A 19,830-nucleotide genomic window follows, 5' to 3' on the forward strand; every position below is an offset into this window, starting at 1 on the left:
CGAACACCCGCCGAAGAACTCGAGCGACTACTCTCAAACCCGTCCACATTCGTTGCAGCCACCGCTTGAATCCAAGGCCGTCGGCACAGCCATAGCCGCAATCTCGGCGAAGCTCGGCCCAGCTCAGTCCAGCCGGGTGGCGTGGACTTCCCAGAACGGCGCGTAGGCCCGGCCATTGGTCAGCCACGGCTCGATAACCCGGAACCGTTCCAGCACCTCGCTGACCTGGTCGGCCGCATCGGGGTTGCGGGCGGCCATCATCTCCAGCGTTTGCACGCTCATGTTGATCTGGTAGGTGGTCGGCCCCAAATAGGTGATGTCCCAACCCCCGCCGGGCAGCACGTCACGAAAGTCGTCCTCGGACAACGACCGCGGCATCCGGAAGCCGTTGACGTTGTGCGCCCCGAACTCGAACATGTACAGCCGCGCACCGGGTTTGGTGGCGCGGTGCAACGCGCGCGCATAGGAGTGCTGCAGGTCCCGGTCGGTGCTGAACGTGTGGTAGAAGGCGCAGTCGACGACGGTGTCGAACCGGTTTTCCAGTCCCTCCAGCTTGGTCGCGTCGGCCAACGCGAAGTTCACCGACACCCCCGCTTTTGCCGCGTTCTGGCGGGCCCGCTCCAGCCCGGCCGGCGAGGCGTCGATGCCGGTGGCCGCGTAGCCCTGCGACGCGTAGTAGATCGCGTGGTGGCCGGGGCCGGTGCCCGGGTCGAGCACCTCACCCTTGATGGCGCCCAGCGCCACCAGTTGCTGGACGACCGGTTGCGGCCCGCCGATGTCCCACGGGGTGGCGGCGGGCAGGCCATGCGAGGTCCGCTCGTCGCGGTACATCTCTTCGAAGCGGGCGGGATCGGTGGCAGCGGGTTGCGTCATCCCTAAACGATATATCGCTACCTATCGCGATGCAACGGCAACGGTTAGGGCAGCGCGTTCACCAGGCGCTCGACCTCAACCCGCGGCCCGGTGAAGAACGGGGTCTCCTCGCGGGTGTGCCGACGCGCGTCGGTGGCCCGCAGATCCCGCATCAGATCGACGATGCGATCCAATTCGGGGGCCTCGAAAGCCAGGATCCACTCGTAATCCCCCAGCGCGAACGCCGGCACGGTGTTGGCGCGCACGTCCTTGTAGCCGCGGGCGGCCATGCCGTGCTCGGACAGCATCCGGCGACGCTCCTCGTCGGGCAGCAGATACCACTCGTAGGACCGCACAAACGGGTACACGCACACGTAGGCGCCGGGCGCCTCGCCGGCGATGAACGCCGGGACGTGGCTCTTGTTGAACTCCGCGGGCCGGTGCAGCGCCACACTGCTCCACACCGGGGTGCTGGCCCGGCCCAGCGTGGTGGTGCGCCGGAAGTCGGCGTAGGTGGCCTGCAAGGCCTCCACCTTCTCGGCGTGGGTCCAGATCATGAAGTCCGCGTCGGCGCGCAGCCCCGCGACGTCGTACAGCCCGCGCACCACCACGCCGCGCTCTTCCTGCTGTTTGAGGAAGGTGCTGGTCTCGTCGATGACGCCGTTGCGCTGATCGCCGAGCGCGCCCGGACGCACCGAGAACACCGAGAACATCAGGTAGCGGAGGGTGGAATTCAACGCGTCAAAGTCGAGGCGGGCCATGTCCCTATCGTGCCACGCCCGCGCCGAGCAGCTCCGCGACCGCTCGCCCGGCGGCGGCCACACAGGCCGGCACCCCGATCCCGTCCAGGTAGTTGCCCGCCACCGCCACCGTCGGCGGCAGGTGGGCCCGCAGCTCGGCGACCAGCCCGGCGTGGCCGGGGCGGTACTGCGGCATCGCGGCGATCCAGCGCCGCACGCACACGTCCAGCGGGTCGGCGTCGACCCCGAACACGGTCGCGAGGTCGGCGATCGCCCAGTTCAGCAGCTCCTGGTCGGTGGCCCGGCTGGCGAGGCTGTCGCCGAACTTCCCGAACGACAGCCGCAGCAGCTCCACCTTGCCGCCATAGCCAAAGGCCCCCCATTTGCGGGAGGTGAACGTGATCGCCTTGGCCCGCAACCGTTCTCCGCTGGCCACCAGCACCCCGGAGTGGTCGCCGAACCCGCTGCCGGCGGGCACCGCCAGCCCCACCACCGCCGACGACGCGCACCCGATGTGGCTGGCCACCGCGGCGGCGCGCGGCGCGATATCGGTGGCCAGCCGGGCGAACCGCGGTGCCGGCACCGCCAAGATCACCGCGTCGGCGCGCCAGTAGCCGCCGGCGGAATCCCGCAGCGACCAGCCGTCGGGGCTGCGGTGAATCCACTGCACGGCGGCCTGCACCCAGCGCAGCTGGCTGCGGCGGATCAGCTCGTCGATCAGCACCGCGTAGCCCCCGGCCAGCGCACCGAACACCGGCCCGTTGCGGTCGGCCGGCAGGGCGCGGCGCACCGCCTCGGTCAGGTTGGGTGCGCCGTGATCCAGCGCCGCCGCCACCGTGGGGGCCGCGGCGCGCAACCCGATCGTCGACGCCGAACCCGCATACACCCCGGCCAGCATCGGATCCACCGACCGGCCCACCACCTGGTCACCGAACCGGTCGCCCACCAACCGGGCCACGGTGGGGTCGGCCCCCGGACGCCAGTGCAGGGCGTGGCTGGGCTCGGCGTCGATGCGCGCCACGGTGGCGTCGTCGACCAGCCCGGCCAGCGCCGGCGCCGCCGACGGGATCCCGTTGACCGTGTCCGGCGGCAGCCGATGCAGGCGGCGCTGACTGTAGATCAGCGGCCGCAGCCCGGTGGTGCCGACCTGCCGGCCGGCCAGGCCCAGCTCGGACAGCAGCGCCGGCACTTCGGGACGGCGCACCACGAACGCCTCGGCGCCGATATCCATCGGCACCCCGCCCAGCCGCTCGGTGCGCAACACCCCGCCGAGCCGGTCGGTCGGATCGAACAAGGTGATGACCGCGTCGCCGCCCAAGGCGGTGCGCAGCCGATACGCGGCGGTCAACCCGGAGATCCCGCCGCCGACCACGCAATACTGCGGCCGGCCGGCCCGGCTCCGCCGCGGACCGTCCCGGCCCGCGGCGTCGCCAGACGGGACCCCGGTGGTCACAGCGAGTGCACCAGTCCCACCAGGTCGGTGAGGATGCCGGGGTCGGTGTCCGGCAACACCCCGTGCCCCAGGTTGAAGACGTGACCGGCCGCGCCGGCGGCGACCGCACGACGCCCGTCGTCGACGACCGCGCGGGCCGCCCGCTGCACCACCGGCCAGCCGGCCAGCAGCACCGCCGGATCGAGGTTGCCCTGCAGCGCGGTGCCGGGGGCGACCCGGGCCGCGGCGTCGACCAGCGAGGTCCGCCAGTCGACCCCGACCATGCCCGCCCGAGCCGGTTGCACGGCCTGCGACATCGCCCCGAGCAGCTCGGCGGTGCCGACCCCGAAATGGGTCATCGGCACGTCGGCGTCGGCCAGCGCGGCGAACACCCGCGAGCTGTGCGGCAGCACGTGGGCCTGGTAGTCGGCCAGCGACAAGGTGCCGGCCCACGAGTCGAAGACCTGGATGGCGTCCACCCCGGCGTCCAGCTGGACCCGCAGGAACGCGATGGTCAGGTCGGTCAGCGTCTCCATCAGCGCGCGCCAGCTGTCCGGCGCGGCCAGCATCATCGCCTTGGTGCGGGCGTGGGTGCGGCTGGGGCCGCCTTCGACCAGATAGGAGGCCAATGTGAACGGCGCGCCGGCGAAACCGATCAGCGGCACCGCGCCGAGCGCGGCCACCAGCTGCGACACCGCCTCCGACACCGGCTGCACCGCCTGCGGGTCGAGCGGTTTGAGCGCGGCGACGTCGGCGGCGGTGCGCACCGGGTGGGCGATCACCGGCCCGACATCGGGCACGATGTCCAGTTCGACGCCGGCGCCGCGCAGCGGCACCACGATGTCGGAGAACAGGATCGCGGCGTCCACGTCGTGGCGGCGCACCGGCTGCAGGGTAATCTCGGCGACCAGCTCGGCGTCGAAGCAGGCCGCCAGCATGCTGTGCTGGGCGCGCAGCGCCCGATACTCGGGCAGCGACCGGCCGGCCTGCCGCATAAACCAGACCGGCATCCGGCGCGGTTTACCGCCGGCGATGGCGGTCAGATACGGCGACTCAGGCAGCTCACGGCGGGTACTCATCACGCCCCATGCTGCCACGACGCGGGTTCGGCGCGCCTGTCGCGGCGGGTCGGTGCAGGGGTCTAGCGTGGGATGGTGTGACCTGCGCCGCGACGATGCCAAGCGCCGCGACGAGAAGTGCGCAGCGATGAGGAGGAGCGGCGCTCAATGACCCCAGCCGAACCGGCCCCATTTCGCGAAGCGGTCGCGGCGATGACCGCTGCGGTGGTGCGCTCGGAGATCGAGTTGGGCCCGATCCGGCCGCCGCAGCGTCTGGCACCGTATAGCTATGCGCTGGGCGCCGAGGTCAAACACCCCGAGGCCGCCGAGGCCGGGGGTGTCCCGGAGTACTCCGAGGGCGACGCGTTCGGCCGGCTGATTTTGCTGTACGACCCGGACGGCTCGGAGGCCTGGGACGGCACCATGCGGCTGGTCGCCTACATTCAGGCCGACCTGGATTCGCATGAGGCGCTGGATCCGCTGCTGCCCGAGGTGGCCTGGAGCTGGCTGGTCGAGGCGCTGGAGTCGCGCACCGAGCACGTCACCGCGCTCGGCGGAACCGTCACCGCCACCACCTCGGTGCGCTACGGCGACATCGCCGGCCCGCCGCGCGGCCACCAGTTGGAGCTGCGCGCGTCCTGGACGGCGACCGCCGGCGACCTGGACACCCACGTCCAGGCCTTCTGCGAGGTACTCGAACATGCCGCGGGACTGCCTCCGGTCGGGGTCACCGACTTGAGTTCGCGGTCCCGCGTCTGATATGTGTTCCGACATCTGCGAAGCCACTAGCGAGCACCTCGACCGCACCGAACCAGAACCCACACCCTTGCCGCATCCGGCCGATGGTGTCCCGGAGCTGTCGGTCACCGTCGGTGAAATCGCGGCGGCGGCCGAGCGGCTGGGCCGCGGGCACGGACCGTTCGCGGTAGACGCCGAGCGCGCGTCGGGCTTTCGCTACTCCAACCGGGCGTATTTGATCCAGATCCGGCGCGCCGGCGCCGGCACCGTGCTCATCGACCCGGTCAGCCACGGCGCCGACCCGGTGACCGCGCTGGCACCGGTCGCCCGGGCGCTCACCGAGGGCGAATGGATCCTGCACGCCGCCGACCAGGACCTCCCCTGCCTGGCCGAGGTCGGGATGCGGCCACCGGCGCTGTATGACACCGAGCTGGCCGGCCGGCTGGCCGGCTTTGACCGGGTCAATCTGGCGACCATGGTGCAGCGGCTGCTTGGGCTGGGCCTCGCCAAGGGGCACGGTGCCGCCGACTGGTCCAAGCGGCCGCTGCCGGCGGCATGGCTGAACTATGCGGCCCTGGACGTGGAGGTGCTCGCCGAGCTGCGCGAGGCGATCGCCGCGGTGTTGGACCAGCAAGGCAAATCCGAGTGGGCCGCGCAGGAGTTCGAGCATCTGCGGACCTTCGTCGCGCCGCCCACCCGGCGGGACCGGTGGCGGCGCACGTCGGGCATCCACAAGGTGCGTAGTCAGCGGGGCCTGGCCGCGGTGCGCGAGTTGTGGACGGTGCGCGACCAGATCGCCCAGCGCCGCGATATCGCGCCCGGCCGCATCCTGCCGGATGCGGCCATCGTCGAGGCCGCGCTCGCCGACCCGAAAACCCTCGACGACCTGGTCAAGCTGCCGGTGTTCAGCGGTCGCAAGCAGCGGCGCAGCGCGGACACCTGGTTCGCGGCGCTGCAGGCCGCCCGGGACAACCCCGAACCGCCGGACACCGCCGAACCGACCAACGGACCCCCGCCGGCGGCGCGCTGGAGCAAACGCAAACCGGAGGCCGCCGCCCGGCTGGACGCGGCCCGCACCGGGTTGACGGCGCTGTCCGAGCAGGTGTCGGTGCCCACCGAGAACCTGATCGCCCCCGACCGGGTGCGCCGGCTGTGCTGGGACTGGGCCGGCGGCGACGCCGCGACGATCGACGCGTTTCTGCGCGACGGCGGCGCTCGGGCCTGGCAGCGCGACCTGGTGGTGCCGGTGCTAGCCGCGGCGTTGCCGTCGGCGCCCTAGTCGCCCCACCCACCCCACCCCGCCGAGATCGACGGCAGCGCGGAAAAGGTCGAGTGGACGTCACGCCAGCGTCGATCTCGGCGCAAAAGCCGCGTCGGCGCGAAGCCGCGCGACTAGTCCAGGTGTTCGCTGATCTCGCGCTCGGTGACCGAACCGCCGGACAACGCGGCCACCCAACCGGTGATCTGGCGGGCCACGTCCTGTTCGGTCAACCCCACCTCGGCCAGCACCTCACCGCGGGAGGCGTGCTCGTAGAACCGTTGCGGCACGCCGACATCGCGGCACGGCACGTCGATCTCGGCGGCCCGCAGCGCCGCCGACACCGCCGAGCCCACCCCGCCGGCCACCCCGTTGTCTTCCAGCGTGACGACCAGCTTGTGCTCGGCCGCCAACTCCCCCACGACCGCGGGCACCGGCAGCACCCAGCGCGGATCGATCACGGTCACCCCGATGCCCTGGTTGCGCAGCCGCTGCGCCACCGCCAACGCCATCGCCGCGAAGGCGCCGACCGCCACCAGCAGCACCTCGGCGCCCAGCCCGTCGGCGGGCTCCGCCAGCACGTCGACCCCGTCGCGGCGCTGCACCGCCGGAATGTCGGCGCCCACGTCGCCCTTGGGGAACCGCAGCGCGGTGGGGCCGTCATCGACGTCGAGCGCCTCGCCGAGCTCTTCGCGCAGCCGGGCGGCGTCGCGCGGCGCGGCCACCCGCATCCCGGGCACGATGCCCAGGATCGACAGATCCCACATGCCGTTGTGGCTGGCGCCGTCGTTGCCGGTGATCCCGGCCCGATCCAGCACCAGCGTCACCGGCAGCTTGTGCAGTGCGACATCCATCATGGCTTGGTCGAAGGCGCGGTTGAGGAACGTCGAGTAGACCGCCACCACCGGGTGCATGCCGCCCATCGCCAGCCCGGCCGCCGACGTCAACGCATGCTGCTCGGCGATGCCGACGTCGAACAGCCGGTCCGGGAACCGCTGCCCAAACGGCGCCAGCCCGGTGGAGCCCGGCATGGCCGCGGTGATCGCCACAATGTCGCGACGTTTGGCGCCGTATTCGATCAGCGCCTCGGAGAACGCCGCCGTGAAGCCCGGCCCCGCGATCGTGGTGGCCAGCCCCGTCGCCGGGTCGATCACCCCGCACTGGTGCATCTGCTCGGCCTCGTCGTTTTCGGCGGGCGGGTAGCCCATCCCCTTGCGGGTCACCACATGCACGATCACCGGGCCGCCGTAGCCGCGGGCGCGCAGCAGTGCGGCTTCCACCGCGTGCTCGTCGTGGCCGTCGACCGGCCCGACGTACTTGAGCCCCAGATCGGTGAACAGCAGCTGCGGGCTCAGCGCGTCCTTGATGCCGACCTTGACGCTGTGCACGGCGTGGTAGGCCAGGTCGCCGACGATCGGGATGCCGCGGATCAGCCGGCGGGTCTCGTCGAGCAGCCGCTCGTAGCCGGGCTGCAGCCGCAGCGCGGCCAGGTGCTCGGCGAACCCGCCGATGGTCGGGGCGTAGCTGCGCCCGTTGTCGTTGACGACGACCACCACCGGCCGGTGCGCGGCGGCGATGTTGTTCAACGCCTCCCAGCACATGCCGCCGGTCAGCGCGCCGTCGCCGACGACGGCCACCACGTGCCGGTTGCGGTGCCCGCTCAGCTCGAACGCCTTGGCCAGCCCGTCGGCATACGACAAGGCCGCGCTGGCGTGGCTGGATTCCACCCAGTCGTGTTCGCTTTCGGCGCGGGACGGATACCCCGACAGGCCGCCCTTTTTGCGCAGCGTCTCGAAGTCGGGGCAGCGGCCGGTCAGCATCTTGTGCACGTAGGCCTGATGGCCGGTGTCGAAGATGATCGGGTCGTGCGGCGAGTCGAACACCCGGTGCAGCGCCAACGTCAGCTCCACCACCCCGAGGTTGGGGCCCAGATGCCCGCCGGTGGCGGCGACCTTGTGGATCAAAAACTCGCGGATCTCGGCTGCCAGATCGGTGAGTTGGGCCTGCGAAAGGTGTTGCAGATCGGCCGGCCCACGGATCTGTTCAAGCATCAGGCCAGTCTACGCACGACGCCACCGCTACTCGCCGAATCTGGTCCGCACCACCGGCCCGACACCGACGTATCGTCGGGGTTATGCACGCCGAGGAGATCGCCGAGGACTTCCCGGTGGTCACCATCGATTCCGATGCGCTGGACGCGGCCCGGCTGCTGGCCGAGCACCGGCTGCCCGGGATTGTGGTCACCGACGCCACCGGCAAGCCCTACGCGGTGCTGCCGGCCTCCCAGGTGGTCCGGTTCATCGTGCCCGGCTACGTGCAAGACGATCCCTCGCTGGCCGGGGTGCTCGACGAGTCCATGGCCGACCGGGCCGCCGAGAAGCTGGGCGGCAAGACGGTGCGCGAGGTGCTGCCCGAACACCTGCGCAACGTGCCCGCCGCCCACGCCGACGACACCATCATCGAGGTGGCCGCCACCATGGCCCGGTTGCGCAGCCCGCTGATCGCGGTGGTCAAGGACGGCTCCCTGCACGGGGTGATCACCGCGTCCCGGCTGCTGGCCGCCGCGCTCCAGCATTGAGCCGCCGGGGCTGCTGATACCGTTTGGACCGGTGTGCCGGGAAGTCTGGTCGGCGTGACCTGTCCCATGACCAGGAGTGCCTCGTGAGCCCCGGCCGATGACCGTCATCGCGATCACCGTGTTCGCGGTCGCCTACGCGCTGATCGCCAGCGACCGGATCAACAAGACCCTGGTGGCGTTGGCGGGCGCGGCGGTCATCGTGTGCCTGCCGGTGATTCACGCCGACGACGTCTTCTACTCCCGCGACACCGGCATCGACTGGGATGTCATCTTCTTGCTGCTGGGCATGATGGTCATCGTCAGCGTGCTGCGCCAGACCGGGGTGTTCGAGTACATCGCGATCTGGGCGGCCAAACGCGCGGGCGGTTCGCCGCTGCGGGTGATGATCCTGCTGGTGCTGGTCACCGCGTTCGCGTCGGCGCTGCTGGACAACGTCACCACGGTGCTGCTGGTTGCCCCGGTCACCCTGCTGGTCTGCGACCGGTTGGCGCTGGGCGCCGCCCCGTTTCTGATGGCCGAAGTGTTCGCGTCCAATATCGGCGGCGCGGCCACCCTGGTCGGCGATCCGCCCAACATCATCATCGCCAGCCGTGCCGGGTTGACGTTCAACGCGTTCCTGCTGCACCTGACCCCGATCGTGGTGATCGTCATCGCCGTGTTCGTGGCCCTGCTGCCCCGGCTGTTTCCGGGTTCGTTCACGGTGGACGCCGCCCGGGTCGCCGACGTGATGGCGCTGCACGAGGGTGAGGCGATCCGCGACCGCCGGCTGCTGATCAAGTGCGGGGTGGTGCTGGGGCTGGTGTTCGCCGCCTTCATCGCCCACACCCCGCTGCACACCGAGCCGTCGGTGGTGGCGCTGCTGGGCGCCGGTGTGCTGGTGGTGATCTCGGGGTTGGAGCGCTCCGACTATCTGTCCGGGGTGGAGTGGGAGACGCTGCTGTTCTTCGCCGGTCTGTTCATCATGGTCGGCGCCCTGGTGAAAACCGGCGTGGTCAGCGACCTGGCGCGGGCGGCCACCGAAGTGACCGGCGGGAACGCGCTGCTGGCCACGATGGGCATCCTCGCGGTGTCCGCCCCGGTGTCCGGGGTCATCGACAACATCCCGTATGTGGCGACCATGACCCCGATCGTGGCCGAACTGTCCGCCGCGCTGCCCGGCGACGTCCACCACGACGCGTTGTGGTGGGCGCTGGCCCTGGGCGCGGACTTCGGCGGCAACCTGACCGCGGTCGGCGCCAGCGCCAACGTCGTCATGCTCGGAATCGCCCGCCGCGCAGACAATCCCGTCTCGTTTTGGGAATTCACCCGCAAGGGGGCGGTGGTGACTGTGGTCTCCGTCGCACTCGCAGGGCTCTACCTGTGGCTGCGCTACTTCGTGCTGGGCTAGGTCACGGCCGGGTCTCGCCACCGCCCAGCCAATAAGTTAAGGTGTCTAACATGATGCGGCATCTCACCCTGCGCGCTGGCGCCGTCTTGGCTTCGCTCGGCATCGCGGCCGTAGCTTTCCCGGGAACCGCCTCCGCGGACTCGACCGACGACTACCCGATCCCGCGGCGGATCATCGCGACGACCTGCGACGCCGAGCAAATCCTGGCCGCCACCCGGGACACCTCCCCGGTGTACTACGAGCGGTACATGATCGACATGCACAACAAGTCGCCGGACGTCCAGCAGGCCACCATCGACAAGATGCACTGGTTCTTCTCGCTGTCTCCGGCCGACCGCCGGGCGTACTCCGAGGAGATGGCCACCCACTACCCGCCCGACCCGCTCACCACCCAGTGGCCCAACCACGCCAAGCTGTTCTTCAACAACAAGGGCGTGGTGGCCAAATCCACCGAGGCGTGCTCGGGGTACCCGGCGGGCGACATGTCGGTGTGGGACTGGACCTAGTCTCGAGCCTCAGCTCAAGACCGGCGCCAGCGCGGCGACCCGGCTGAACGCCTCGCCCAGCGCGAGTTCCAGGTCGTCGGGCAATCCGGTTGTGCGCCAGGCGATATAGCCGTCCGGGCGCACGAGGGTCGCGCCGCTCACGCCCAGCCCGTAGGCCGTTCGGAAGGCGCCGTCGTCGGCGGCGTCGACACCGATCACCGTGCACGCGATCCCCAGCTCGGTCGCGGCCGGCCGCCACCGCGGCTCCTCGGTCAAAAGCACCCAGCCGCGCTGAAACAGCTCCAGGGTGGAGAGCCGCGCACCGGAGCGGGTCAGCCAGACGTGCGGTGCCCGGGTGCCCGGTTGGCCCGCCCACTCGTCGGGCCGGGCCGCCGGCGGCAGCTCGGCGCCGGCCCCGATCACCGCCGACGAGCGGTACAGCTGGCCGAATTCCATTGCGTCGTCGTCGAGGACCTCCCCCTCGCCGATGGCACCGTAGGCGTGGTCGGGGCGCACGAAGATCTGCTGGTGACGCAGCCAGGCGATCGCGCGGCGCTCGGCGTCGTAGCTGTCCAGCAGCGCGGCGGTGGACGTCCCGTGCAGCACCGCCGCCAGCTTCCAGGCCAGGTTGTTGGCGTCGTCGATGCCGGTGTTGGCGCCGTAACCACCCCGATTGGGCGGCAAGGCGTGCGCGGCGTCGCCGGCCAAAAACACCCGGCCGCACCAGAACCGGTCGGCGATCAGGCCGCTGACCTCCCAGCGGCCGCCGGCGACCAGCTCCACCGGCACGTCCCGGACGCCCAGCGCGCGCCGCACGATGGCGATCAGCGCGGCGTCGTCGCGCTCCACGTCGTCGTTGAACATGAAGATGAACCGGCCGTCGGGGAATTGGCCCAGCAGGCCACCGAATTCCGGTTGCTGCACCGCGAACTGCACGATCGCCTCGGCACGCGCCTCCTCGAGGCGGGCCCGCAGCTCGGCTGGGATCGCCGCGCGGAACAGCACGCTGCGCATCGCCAGCAGCGCGCCCCCGCCGCTGCGACCGATGCCCAGCGCCTCCCGGATCGGGCTGCGGGCCCCGTCGGCGGCCACCAGGTACGACGCGCGCAGCGTCGACGCGGTGCCGTCGGGGCCGCGCAGCCGCGCGTGCACCCCGCCGGGATCCTGGTCGAACTCGACCAGGGTGGTGCTCATCCGCAGGTCGACGCCGAGTTCGGCGGCCCGCCGGCGCAGCAGCGGTTCGAGTTCATCCTGCGACATGCGCGCATTGGTGTGCGGGGAGAACCGGACGCTGGGCGCGCCGCCGCCCGGGGTCCACGGCTGTTCTTCGTGCCACGGCCCGGCCAGCGTGTCGACCCGGACCCGGCGCGGTTTGCTCGCCGCGACGTCGGCTTCGGGGATGTGGATGCCCACCGCGGCGAACAGCTCCATCGTCCGCGGGGTCCAGCCCACCGCCCGTGGATGCGGTGAGCTGCCCGGATGCTTCTCAACCAGCACGACGGGCACCTCGCGGTGCGCGAGAAACAGCGCGGTCGACAGCCCCGTCGGGCCCCCGCCGACCACCAACACCGGGTCGGTCATCAGCACTCCTTCGATACGCCGTATTTGTTCGATACACTGTATCGGCAGATACGATGTATGTCGAGAGAGGGGGTCCCGGTGGCGGCGAACCCGACGAACGGCCCACACCCGACCGCGGTCTGGGAGCGACCCGAGCCGGTGGCCCGGCCGACGCCGACACCGCTGAGCCGGGAGGGCATCGTGGCGGCCGCGATCGCCCTGGCCGATGAGCACGGCCTGGCCGCGGTGTCGCTGCGCAAGGTCGCCGCCGCGCTGGACGCCGGGCCGATGCGGCTGTACGGCTATGTCGCGACCAAAGACGAGTTGTTGGCGCTCATGGTCGACGAAATCTGGGGCGAAATCACGGGCCCGCTACCGGGCGGGTGGCGGCAGGTGCTCACCGAGATCGCCCACCGGATCCGGGCGGCCGGCCACGCCCACCGCTGGTTCGTCGGCCTGTTGGGCGGGCGCCCCCAGTTCGGCCCGCACGCGTTCGCCCACCGCGAGGAGGCGTTCGCCGCGCTGAGCCACACCTTCGCCAGCATCGACGTGGTGCTGCAGGCCTACCGCACGGTGCTCGCCTACGTGACCGGTGCGCTGCAAAGCGAACAGCACGAGCTGCGCGCCGAACAGGATTCCGGTCTCGACGAGAGCGGCTGGCAGGCCGCGAGCTGGCCGTACCTGCAGCGCATGCTGGCCAGCGGGCACTATCCGACGCTGGCCCGGATCGTGGCCGAGGCCAACCATCCCCCGCTGCAGGACCAATTCGAGCGCGGCCTGGACACGGTGCTCGACGGGATCGCCGCTCAGCTGCAATAGCGCAGGAAGCGACGAAACAGCGGCACGGCGAGCGCCACGTTGTAGCCGACGCCGCCGAGCAGATACGGCCACCAGGTGCCGTGCTCACTGGCCACCCAGAACGCTTTGGCGGCCCAATACGGCGGCAACACCCCGAACACCAGATTCCAGCCAGAGTCAATGAACCACGGCACACACGGCAGCCCGGCGATCAGCATGCCCAGCGCGCGCAGCGCGGCCAGGCCCTGAATCTTGTTGTGGGCCATGGCCAGGATCAGCAGCAGGGTCACCACCGCCGACAGGCCCGCCAATAGTCCGATCGGGATCAGCGCCGGGGTCAGGCCCGGTTGCAGGAGTCCGCTGAACGACATGGTCGCGATCACGTAGACGGTGGTCACCGCGATGACGGTGCCGGCCCGGTAGCCGAAGAACACCGACAGCGGTACCGGGGTGACCCGCAGCGCGGCCAGGGTGCCGGCGTCGAGTTCGTCGAGAACCAGGAAGGCGGCCAGGCCCCCGGCGATGATGATCGACGTCAACAGCAGGAAGGCGGTCAACACCAGCGGGTAATACGGCACCAGGTCGAATCGGTAGCGCTCGGCCAACAATGCGGTGAACCGCGGGGTCAAGACCGCGACTCCGGTGGTCCAGATGACCGGGGCGAGCACGATCATGACCAGCAGCGGGTCACGGTAGGTGCCGCGAAGATCGTTGCGGCCGAACGCCGCCACGGCCCGGGCGCCGGCCATCACGACGCCCGTTCGATGATGTAGCGGCCGAACAGCGCCCGGGCCGCCCGGCACAGCCCGGCGATGCACAGCACCGGATAGCCCACCGCGTAGGCCACCTGCCAGGGCGTCAGGGTGATCTGGTGGAACGCCGCGCCGAACAGCAACAGCGGCCCCTGGGTGGGGATCGCGTAGAGCGCCGGCGTCGGCCACACGCCGCAGTAGTGCAGGATCGGCAACGTCAGCACCGCCAACGGGATCGTCGCCGCCAAAAACCAGTCGCTGATCGAGGCGAACGGCAACGAGGTGACGAACCCCACCAGCAGCATCACCAGGGTTGCCAGCAGTACCCCGACCAGCAGCGGCACCGGGCGATAGCCGGCCCCGTCGAACGTCGCCACCACCACCGCCACCGTCAGCGAAACCGCCACCAGCAGCGCCAGTTTGGCGGCCAGATACTCGGCGAACCGCAGCGGGGTGGCAATGATCGCGGCCAGGGTGCGTTCCTGCTTTTCGAAGAACACCGAGCCCGCGATGAAAAAGAACCCGATGATCGCCGTATCGCCCAGCAACACATAGGGTTCGGCGACCGGGCGCAACCCGGCGGGCATCGGCAGCAGCACCGCCAGCCAGATGAGTCCGGAGAAGATGGCGGCGTGCAGAAACTTTTGCCGCACCTGCAGCGTCAACTCCAGCCGCAGCGCACTGAGCAGCCGCATCATGGCAGCCGCCGCCCGGTGACCTCGACGAAGACATCGTCGAGGCTGGCTTCGCGGCTGTGGATGGTCTCCACCTGGTGGTCGCGCAGCACCGCATGAAACGCGGGGTCGTCGGCGAGGCTTTCCATCGGGAATTCCGCGGTCGCCAGCCGGTCCCGTTCCCCGCGGTAGGTCACCCGCACCGACCGCTGGCTGCGGGCGATCTTCAGCTCGGTGGGGGTGTCCAGCGCGACGATCGCCCCGTCGACGACGAACGCCACCCGGTCACACAGCTCGTCGGCGGTCGCCATGTCGTGCGTGGTGAGAAAGACGGTGCGGCCACGCGCCTTGAGGTCGAGCACGAGATCCTTGACGGTGCGGGCGTTGACCGGGTCCAGACCGGAGGTGGGTTCGTCGAGGAACAGCAACTCGGGATCGTGGAGCAGCGCCCGCGCGAAGGTCAGCCGCATCTGCATGCCCTTGGAGTAGGCGCCCACTCGGGTGTGGGCGTGCTCGGCCAGCCCGACGGCATCCAGCAGCGCCATCGGGTCCCGGGTGGGGCCGTCGTACAGCGACGCGAAAAACCGCAGATTCTCGCACCCGGTCAGCTTCTGATAGTGGTTGGGCAGCTCAAACGAGACGCCGATCCGCTGGTAGTAGTCCGGTCCCCAGTCCCGCGGATCCTTGCCCCACACCGCGGCCCGGCCGCCGTGGCCGCGCAGCAGGCCGATCAGCAGTTTCTGGGTGGTCGACTTCCCGGCGCCGCTGGGGCCCAGGAAGCCGAAGATCTCGCCGCGGGCGACCGCGAAGTCCATCTGCCGAATCGCGGGCTGCGGCGCGTTCGGATAGGTGTAGGTCAGCCCGCGCACCCGGATCACCGCGGTGTCCAGGTCCGACGCGATCTCCGTCCGCACATCCATGTGGCACACTATACTGAAGTTTCAGAAATTACTGAAGACAATGGAGGGTCGGCGGGTGACGCAAGAATCGGATCTGCACGACGCGGCCGAGCAACTCGCGCTGGTGCTCACCGGCCTTGGGCTGCAGCGCATGACCGCGCGCGTGCTGGCCGCGCTGCTGTTCACCGAACAGCCCACCCTGACCATGGGCGAGCTGGCCGATCGACTGCGGGCCAGCGCCGGCGCGATCTCCGCGGCGCTGAAGATGCTCACCGCGGTCGGCCTGGCCGAACGGGTTCCGGTGCCGGCCAGCCGGCGCGATCACTATCGGCTCCGCGACGATGCCTGGGCGGTGCTGTTCACCAACCAAAACGTCACCATCGCGGCCATGCAGGACGCCGCCGCGGCCGGCATCGCCGCCACCGGCGCCGACAGCCTGGCCGGCCAGCGCCTCACCCAGATGCGCGACTTCTACACGTTTTTGCTCGCCGAGATCCCGGCGGTGCTGGACCGCTGGCGGCAGCGGTCCTGATCGCTCGCCGAGCGTGAATCTGGCGACGCGACACGCCGCGGCGGCGTCGGCTATTGCGCACTCGGCACGCCGCGCTAGCGGGTCAGCAGCGCCACACACTCCACGTGGTGGGTGAGCGGGAACGCGTCGAACACCCGCAGCCGCTCGACGGTGTACCCGTGGCGGCGGTACAGCCCGATGTCGCGGGCGAAAGACGCCGCCTCGCAACCGATGTGCACCACCCGCGGTACTCCGGCGCCGGCCAGCAGGTCGATCACCTCGCGTCCGGCGCCGGCCCGCGGCGGGTCCAGCACCGCCACCTCGGCGGCGCTGCGCTGGGCGGCCAACGCCCGGCGCACCGAATCGGTGACCACCCGCACCTGCGGCAGGTCGGCCAGCGCGTCCCGCGCCGCGCCGGCCGCGGCCCGGGAGGTGTCCACCGTCACCACCCGACCCGACTCCCCCACCGCCTGGCCCAGCACCGCGGCGAACACCCCGGCGCCGCCGTAGAGGTCCCAGGCGGCCGCGCCGGGGCCCGGTTGCGCCCAATCGGCCACCAGGTCGCTGTACACGCGGGCCCCCTCGCGGTGCGCCTGCCAGAACGCCGTCACCGGCAGCTGCCAGCGGCGCTGCCCCACCCGCTGGGTGGCGTGATAGTCCCCCTCGACGACCTCCGGGCGGCGGTGGCGTGCGGTGCTGACCACATGCCGAACGTTGTCGTCGTCGACCACCACGTGCACCTGGTCGCCGGGGGAAAGTCCGTGCGGCAGGCCGTCGAGCATCCCGTCCGGCAGCTGCCCGCAGCGCAGGTCGGTGACCAACTCGTCGCTGTGGTAGCGGTGAAACCCGGCGCGCCCGTCGGCGCCCACCGCCAGCCGCACCCGGGTGCGCCACCCGGTGGGGCCCACGGTGCCCACCGGCTCCGCCTCGCCGTGCCAGGGGTGGCCGCCGAGTCGAGCCAGCTGACCCGACACCACCTCGGCTTTCAGTGCGCGCGCCGCGGCCGGCTCGACGAACGCCAGATCGCAGCAGCCCGCGCCGTCACGGCCGGCGATCGGGCAGGCCGACGCGATCCGGTCGGCCGACGGCTCGATCACCTCGACCGCCTCGGCGTGCCAATAGGATTCGCGCTGCGCGGTGATCCGCGCCCGGACCCGCTCCCCGGGCAGTGCGTAGCGGACGAACACCACCCGCCCGTCGTGGCGGGCCACGCAACTGCCGCCGTTGGCCGGCGGGCCGACGGTCAGCGTCAGCTCACCGGGCGTCACTTCGTTCCGTTCAAAAATCCCCGCCGGGTGTCGCCGGGCGCCACGTGCGGTTCCAACATCTTGCGACGTTCCGACGAATTGAGCTGCCAGGGAACCGAAGTCACCATCACCCCGGGCATGAACAGTAGCCGGCCCTTGAGGCGCAGCGCGCTTTGGTTGTGCAGCACATGCTCCCACCAGTGCCCCACCACGTATTCGGGGATGAACACTGTCACCACGGTGCGGGGCGACTCCTTGCTGATCCGTTTGACGTAGTCGAGCACCGGCCGGGTGATCTCCCGGTACGGCGAGGCGATGACCTTGAGCGGTACGGCGATATCGCTGTCTTCCCACTTACGCACCAGCGCACGGGTTTCGGCGTCGTCAACGCTGACGGTGACGGCCTCTAAGACGTCGGGTCGGGTGGCGCGCGCGTAGCCCAGCGCCCGCTGGGTCGGCAGGTGCAGCTTGGACACCAGCACCAGGGCGTGGTTGCGGCTGGGCAGCACAGCCTGGTCTTCCTCGTCGACGGCCTGGTCGTCGAGCTCCCGGCTCACCGCCTGGTAATGCTTGCGGATCATCTTCATCAGCACGAACAGCGTGGACATCGCCACGATGGCGATCCACGCTCCGGCGACGAACTTGGTGATCACCACGACGATCAGCACCGTGCCGGTCATGACGAACCCGATGGTGTTGACCACCCGGGAGCGCATCATGGTGCGCCGGGCGGCCGGGTCGGTCTCGGTGCGCAGCAACCGGTTCCAGTGCCGGACCATACCGATCTGGCTCAGCGTGAACGACACGAACACACCGACGATGTAAAGCTGGATCAGCGCGGTCACCTCGGCGCCGAAGGCCACGATAAATGCGATCGCCACCGCCGCCAAAAACAGAATCCCGTTGGAGAACGCCAGCCGGTCGCCGCGGGTGTGCAGCTGGCGCGGCAGGTAGGAATCCTGGGCCAGAATCGATCCGAGCACCGGGAACCCGTTGAACGCGGTGTTGGCGGCCAACGCCAGGATCAGCGCGGTGACCCCGGCGATGACCCACAGCCCGGGCGGAAAACCCCGAAACACCGTGTCCGCCAGCTGCGCGAGCACCGTTTTCTGCTGATAGTCCAGCGGCGCACCGATCAGCTGCTCGGCGGGCCGGTTGGCGATTTTCACCCCGGTCTTTTGGGCCAGCATGATGATGCCCAGCAGCAGCGTCACCGCGATCACGCCGAGCATCAACAACGTGGTGGCCGCGTTTTTCGATTTCGGTTTACGAAACGCCGGCACCCCGTTGCTGATCGCCTCCACCCCGGTCAGCGCCGCGCATCCCGACGAGAACGACCGGGCCACCAGGAACACCAGCGCGAAGCCGAGCACCTCCCCGTGCGCGGAATGGATCTTGAAGGCCGCCGAGTCGGCGTGCAACGGGTGGCCCAGCACGTAGATCTGAAAGAACCCCCAGCCCAGCATCAGGTACATGCAGATCATGAACGCGTAGGTCGGAACGGCGAATGCGGTGCCCGACTCGCGGATCCCGCGCAGGTTGGCCGCGGCGATCACGATCACGGTGCCCACCGCGAACACGACCTTGTGCTCGGCGATATACGGCACCGCCGAGCCGATATTGGCGATCCCGGAGGAGATCGACACCGCCACGGTCAACACGTAGTCCACCATCAGCGCGCTGGCCACGGTCAGTCCGGCGGTGTGGCCCAGGTTGGTGGTCACCACCTCGTAGTCGCCACCACCGGACGGGTAGGCGTGCACGTTCTGCCGATAGCTGGCCACCACCGTGATCAACACGATTGCGACCGCTAGACCGACCCACGGCGTCATCCGGTAGGCGGCGAGGCCGGCCACCGACAGCACCAGGAAGACCTCTTCCGGGCCGTAGGCCACCGACGACAGCGCGTCCGAGGCGAACACCGGCAGGGCGACGCGCTTGGGCAGCAGCGTATGGCTCAGCCGGTCACTGCGAAACGGCCGACCTAAAACCAGCCGACGCGCGGCGGTCGAAAGTTTGGACACGAGAGCCAAGAGTAAGCCCACCAGCCGGTGGCGGTAGCGTTCGGAGATACCGACATGCGCGGGGCTCAATCGTCGGCCATGATGGTTGCGGGTTGGCGCCCAGCACGACGCAGCCGAAAGGACCTCAGGTGCGGGTAGTTGTGATGGGGTGCGGCCGAGTGGGCGCCTCGCTGGCCGACGGCCTGTCGCGGATCGGCCACGACGTCGCGATCATCGACCGCGACAGCACGGCATTTAACCGGCTCAGTCCGGAATTCAGCGGCGACCGGGTGCAGGGCATGGGCTTCGACCGGGACGTCCTGCTGCGGGCCGGGATCGAGGATGCCGGCGCATTCGCCGCGGTGTCGTCCGGGGATAACTCCAACATCATTTCGGCTCGGCTGGCCCGCGAAACCTTCGGGGTGGAGCGCGTGGTGGCCCGCATCTACGACGCCAAACGCGCCGCCGTCTACGAGCGCCTCGGCATCCCGACCGTGGCCACCGTGCCGTGGACCACCGACCGGCTGCTCAATGCGCTGACCCGCGAGACCGAGACCACCAAATGGCGCGACCCCACCGGCACCGTCGCCGTGGTGGAGGTGCTGCTGCACGAGGAGTGGGTGGGCCATCGGGTCACCGATCTCGAGGCGGCCACCGGCGCCCGGGTGGCGTTTTTGATCCGTTTCGGCACCGGGGTGTTGCCGGAGCCGAAATCCGTCATCCAGGCCAGCGACCAGGTGTATGTCGCCGCGGTCGCCGGCCGGGCCGCCGAGGCGATAGCGATCGCCGCGCTGCCGCCCAGCGAGGACCTGGGCGAATGAGGCGCGCTGACGACGATACAGCCGGCGCAGCCGAGTT

General features: G+C 70.4%; 20 protein-coding genes. 9 read left to right on the forward strand and 11 right to left on the reverse strand.

Annotated elements, in window-relative coordinates; genetic code table 11:
• Positions 1-123 precede the first annotated feature (123 nt).
• The 4 genes from ACAG26_RS25235 to hemE form a co-directional block, all read right to left on the reverse strand.
• Positions 124-873: a class I SAM-dependent methyltransferase gene (locus tag ACAG26_RS25235; RefSeq protein ID WP_370485821.1), complete on the reverse strand. Its 750-nt coding sequence runs from the start codon at positions 871-873 to the stop codon at positions 124-126.
• A 44-nt stretch (positions 874-917) separates the two neighbouring features.
• Positions 918-1,613 (reverse strand): hydrogen peroxide-dependent heme synthase, encoded by a 696-nt coding sequence (gene hemQ / locus ACAG26_RS25240; protein WP_370485822.1) that lies wholly within the window; start codon positions 1,611-1,613, stop codon positions 918-920.
• Positions 1,614-1,617: 4 nt separating this feature from the next.
• On the reverse strand, positions 1,618-2,964 hold the full coding sequence (locus ACAG26_RS25245; RefSeq protein ID WP_370485874.1) for a protoporphyrinogen oxidase: 1,347 nt from the start codon (positions 2,962-2,964) through the stop codon (positions 1,618-1,620).
• Between the two features lie 77 nt (positions 2,965-3,041).
• Complete coding sequence (gene hemE / locus ACAG26_RS25250) at positions 3,042-4,103, reverse strand: uroporphyrinogen decarboxylase (RefSeq protein WP_370485823.1); 1,062 nt, start codon at positions 4,101-4,103, stop codon at positions 3,042-3,044.
• Positions 4,104-4,250: 147 nt separating this feature from the next.
• On the opposite strand from hemE, the gene ACAG26_RS25255 reads away from it, so the two are divergent.
• Together ACAG26_RS25255 and ACAG26_RS25260 are read left to right on the forward strand one after the other, a co-directional pair.
• On the forward strand, positions 4,251-4,841 hold the full coding sequence (locus ACAG26_RS25255) for a DUF3000 domain-containing protein (RefSeq protein WP_370485824.1): 591 nt from the start codon (positions 4,251-4,253) through the stop codon (positions 4,839-4,841).
• 1 nt (position 4,842) lies between these two features.
• The gene (locus tag ACAG26_RS25260) at positions 4,843-6,099 is read left to right on the forward strand and encodes an HRDC domain-containing protein (RefSeq protein ID WP_370485825.1); all 1,257 of its coding nucleotides are present in this window, start codon (positions 4,843-4,845) and stop codon (positions 6,097-6,099) included.
• 113 nt (positions 6,100-6,212) lie between these two features.
• Here the strand turns inward: ACAG26_RS25260 and dxs are convergent, their stop codons facing one another.
• On the reverse strand, positions 6,213-8,129 hold the full coding sequence (gene dxs / locus ACAG26_RS25265) for a 1-deoxy-D-xylulose-5-phosphate synthase (RefSeq protein ID WP_370485826.1): 1,917 nt from the start codon (positions 8,127-8,129) through the stop codon (positions 6,213-6,215).
• Between the two features lie 83 nt (positions 8,130-8,212).
• Here dxs and ACAG26_RS25270 point away from each other — a divergent pair, with 83 nt between their 5' ends.
• From ACAG26_RS25270 to ACAG26_RS25280, 3 genes are all read left to right on the forward strand, one after another.
• Positions 8,213-8,656 (forward strand): CBS domain-containing protein, encoded by a 444-nt coding sequence (locus ACAG26_RS25270; protein ID WP_370485827.1) that lies wholly within the window; start codon positions 8,213-8,215, stop codon positions 8,654-8,656.
• Positions 8,657-8,753: 97 nt separating this feature from the next.
• Positions 8,754-10,043 carry an SLC13 family permease gene (locus ACAG26_RS25275; RefSeq protein ID WP_370485828.1) on the forward strand — a complete coding sequence of 430 codons (1,290 nt, stop codon included), beginning with the start codon at positions 8,754-8,756 and terminating at the stop codon, positions 10,041-10,043.
• 50 nt (positions 10,044-10,093) lie between these two features.
• The gene (locus ACAG26_RS25280; protein WP_370485829.1) at positions 10,094-10,549 is read left to right on the forward strand and encodes a DUF5078 domain-containing protein; all 456 of its coding nucleotides are present in this window, start codon (positions 10,094-10,096) and stop codon (positions 10,547-10,549) included.
• A gap of 9 nt (positions 10,550-10,558) precedes the next feature.
• Here ACAG26_RS25280 and ACAG26_RS25285 read toward each other — a convergent pair whose 3' ends face one another.
• Positions 10,559-12,109: an FAD-dependent monooxygenase gene (locus tag ACAG26_RS25285; protein WP_370485831.1), complete on the reverse strand. Its 1,551-nt coding sequence runs from the start codon at positions 12,107-12,109 to the stop codon at positions 10,559-10,561.
• A 78-nt stretch (positions 12,110-12,187) separates the two neighbouring features.
• Between ACAG26_RS25285 and ACAG26_RS25290 the strand changes: the two genes are divergently transcribed.
• Positions 12,188-12,907 carry a TetR/AcrR family transcriptional regulator gene (locus ACAG26_RS25290; RefSeq protein WP_370485832.1) on the forward strand — a complete coding sequence of 240 codons (720 nt, stop codon included), beginning with the start codon at positions 12,188-12,190 and terminating at the stop codon, positions 12,905-12,907.
• Here ACAG26_RS25290 and ACAG26_RS25295 read toward each other — a convergent pair.
• The 3 genes from ACAG26_RS25295 to ACAG26_RS25305 are packed head-to-tail and all read right to left on the reverse strand — an operon-like array spanning position 12,895 to position 15,232.
• Positions 12,895-13,635 carry an ABC transporter permease gene (locus ACAG26_RS25295; protein WP_370485833.1) on the reverse strand — a complete coding sequence of 247 codons (741 nt, stop codon included), beginning with the start codon at positions 13,633-13,635 and terminating at the stop codon, positions 12,895-12,897. The two genes, ACAG26_RS25290 and ACAG26_RS25295, sit on opposite strands and share 13 nt — an antisense overlap.
• A complete protein-coding gene (locus ACAG26_RS25300; RefSeq protein WP_370485834.1) occupies positions 13,635-14,336 on the reverse strand; it encodes a fluoroquinolone transporter permease in 702 nt (233 codons plus the stop codon). Before ACAG26_RS25300 ends, ACAG26_RS25295 begins: the two co-directional genes overlap by 1 nt.
• Positions 14,333-15,232: an ABC transporter ATP-binding protein gene (locus ACAG26_RS25305; protein ID WP_370485836.1), complete on the reverse strand. Its 900-nt coding sequence runs from the start codon at positions 15,230-15,232 to the stop codon at positions 14,333-14,335. The genes ACAG26_RS25300 and ACAG26_RS25305 overlap by 4 nt, the downstream gene beginning before the upstream one ends.
• A gap of 73 nt (positions 15,233-15,305) precedes the next feature.
• Between ACAG26_RS25305 and ACAG26_RS25310 the strand changes: the two genes are divergently transcribed.
• On the forward strand, positions 15,306-15,743 hold the full coding sequence (locus tag ACAG26_RS25310; RefSeq protein ID WP_370485875.1) for a GbsR/MarR family transcriptional regulator: 438 nt from the start codon (positions 15,306-15,308) through the stop codon (positions 15,741-15,743).
• Positions 15,744-15,817: 74 nt separating this feature from the next.
• Here the strand turns inward: ACAG26_RS25310 and ACAG26_RS25315 are convergent, their stop codons facing one another.
• Positions 15,818-16,990 carry a class I SAM-dependent RNA methyltransferase gene (locus ACAG26_RS25315; protein ID WP_370485837.1) on the reverse strand — a complete coding sequence of 391 codons (1,173 nt, stop codon included), beginning with the start codon at positions 16,988-16,990 and terminating at the stop codon, positions 15,818-15,820.
• Complete coding sequence (locus tag ACAG26_RS25320; protein ID WP_370485876.1) at positions 16,987-18,963, reverse strand: APC family permease; 1,977 nt, start codon at positions 18,961-18,963, stop codon at positions 16,987-16,989. Before ACAG26_RS25320 ends, ACAG26_RS25315 begins: the two co-directional genes overlap by 4 nt.
• On the opposite strand from ACAG26_RS25320, the gene ACAG26_RS25325 reads away from it, so the two are divergent.
• Together ACAG26_RS25325 and ACAG26_RS25330 are read left to right on the forward strand one after the other, a co-directional pair.
• Positions 18,908-19,030, forward strand: coding sequence for a hypothetical protein (locus ACAG26_RS25325; protein WP_370485838.1), 123 nt, complete (start codon positions 18,908-18,910; stop codon positions 19,028-19,030). The genes ACAG26_RS25320 and ACAG26_RS25325 overlap by 56 nt on opposite strands.
• Before the next feature lie 91 nt (positions 19,031-19,121).
• Complete coding sequence (locus tag ACAG26_RS25330; protein WP_370485839.1) at positions 19,122-19,793, forward strand: TrkA family potassium uptake protein; 672 nt, start codon at positions 19,122-19,124, stop codon at positions 19,791-19,793.
• Positions 19,794-19,830: the final 37 nt, after the last annotated feature.

This window comes from Mycobacterium sp. pUA109 (assembly GCF_041287095.1).
In the GTDB taxonomy this organism is placed as follows: Bacteria; Actinomycetota; Actinomycetes; order Mycobacteriales; family Mycobacteriaceae; genus Mycobacterium.

What these genes read in the sequence shown, in the direction of transcription:
- ACAG26_RS25270 (WP_370485827.1), top strand. Translation starts at nt 8,213, where the DNA reads ATGCACGCCGAGGAGATCGCCGAGGACTTCCCGGTGGTCACCATCGAT.
- dxs (WP_370485826.1), bottom strand. Translation starts at nt 8,129, where the DNA reads ATGCTTGAACAGATCCGTGGGCCGGCCGATCTGCAACACCTTTCGCAG.
- ACAG26_RS25235 (WP_370485821.1), bottom strand. Translation starts at nt 873, where the DNA reads ATGACGCAACCCGCTGCCACCGATCCCGCCCGCTTCGAAGAGATGTAC.
- ACAG26_RS25260 (WP_370485825.1), top strand. Translation starts at nt 4,843, where the DNA reads ATGTGTTCCGACATCTGCGAAGCCACTAGCGAGCACCTCGACCGCACC.
- ACAG26_RS25295 (WP_370485833.1), bottom strand. Translation starts at nt 13,635, where the DNA reads ATGGCCGGCGCCCGGGCCGTGGCGGCGTTCGGCCGCAACGATCTTCGC.
- hemE (WP_370485823.1), bottom strand. Translation starts at nt 4,103, where the DNA reads ATGAGTACCCGCCGTGAGCTGCCTGAGTCGCCGTATCTGACCGCCATC.
- ACAG26_RS25285 (WP_370485831.1), bottom strand. Translation starts at nt 12,109, where the DNA reads ATGACCGACCCGGTGTTGGTGGTCGGCGGGGGCCCGACGGGGCTGTCG.
- ACAG26_RS25305 (WP_370485836.1), bottom strand. Translation starts at nt 15,232, where the DNA reads ATGGATGTGCGGACGGAGATCGCGTCGGACCTGGACACCGCGGTGATC.
- ACAG26_RS25275 (WP_370485828.1), top strand. Translation starts at nt 8,754, where the DNA reads ATGACCGTCATCGCGATCACCGTGTTCGCGGTCGCCTACGCGCTGATC.
- ACAG26_RS25280 (WP_370485829.1), top strand. Translation starts at nt 10,094, where the DNA reads ATGATGCGGCATCTCACCCTGCGCGCTGGCGCCGTCTTGGCTTCGCTC.
- ACAG26_RS25255 (WP_370485824.1), top strand. Translation starts at nt 4,251, where the DNA reads ATGACCCCAGCCGAACCGGCCCCATTTCGCGAAGCGGTCGCGGCGATG.
- ACAG26_RS25300 (WP_370485834.1), bottom strand. Translation starts at nt 14,336, where the DNA reads ATGATGCGGCTGCTCAGTGCGCTGCGGCTGGAGTTGACGCTGCAGGTG.
- hemQ (WP_370485822.1), bottom strand. Translation starts at nt 1,613, where the DNA reads ATGGCCCGCCTCGACTTTGACGCGTTGAATTCCACCCTCCGCTACCTG.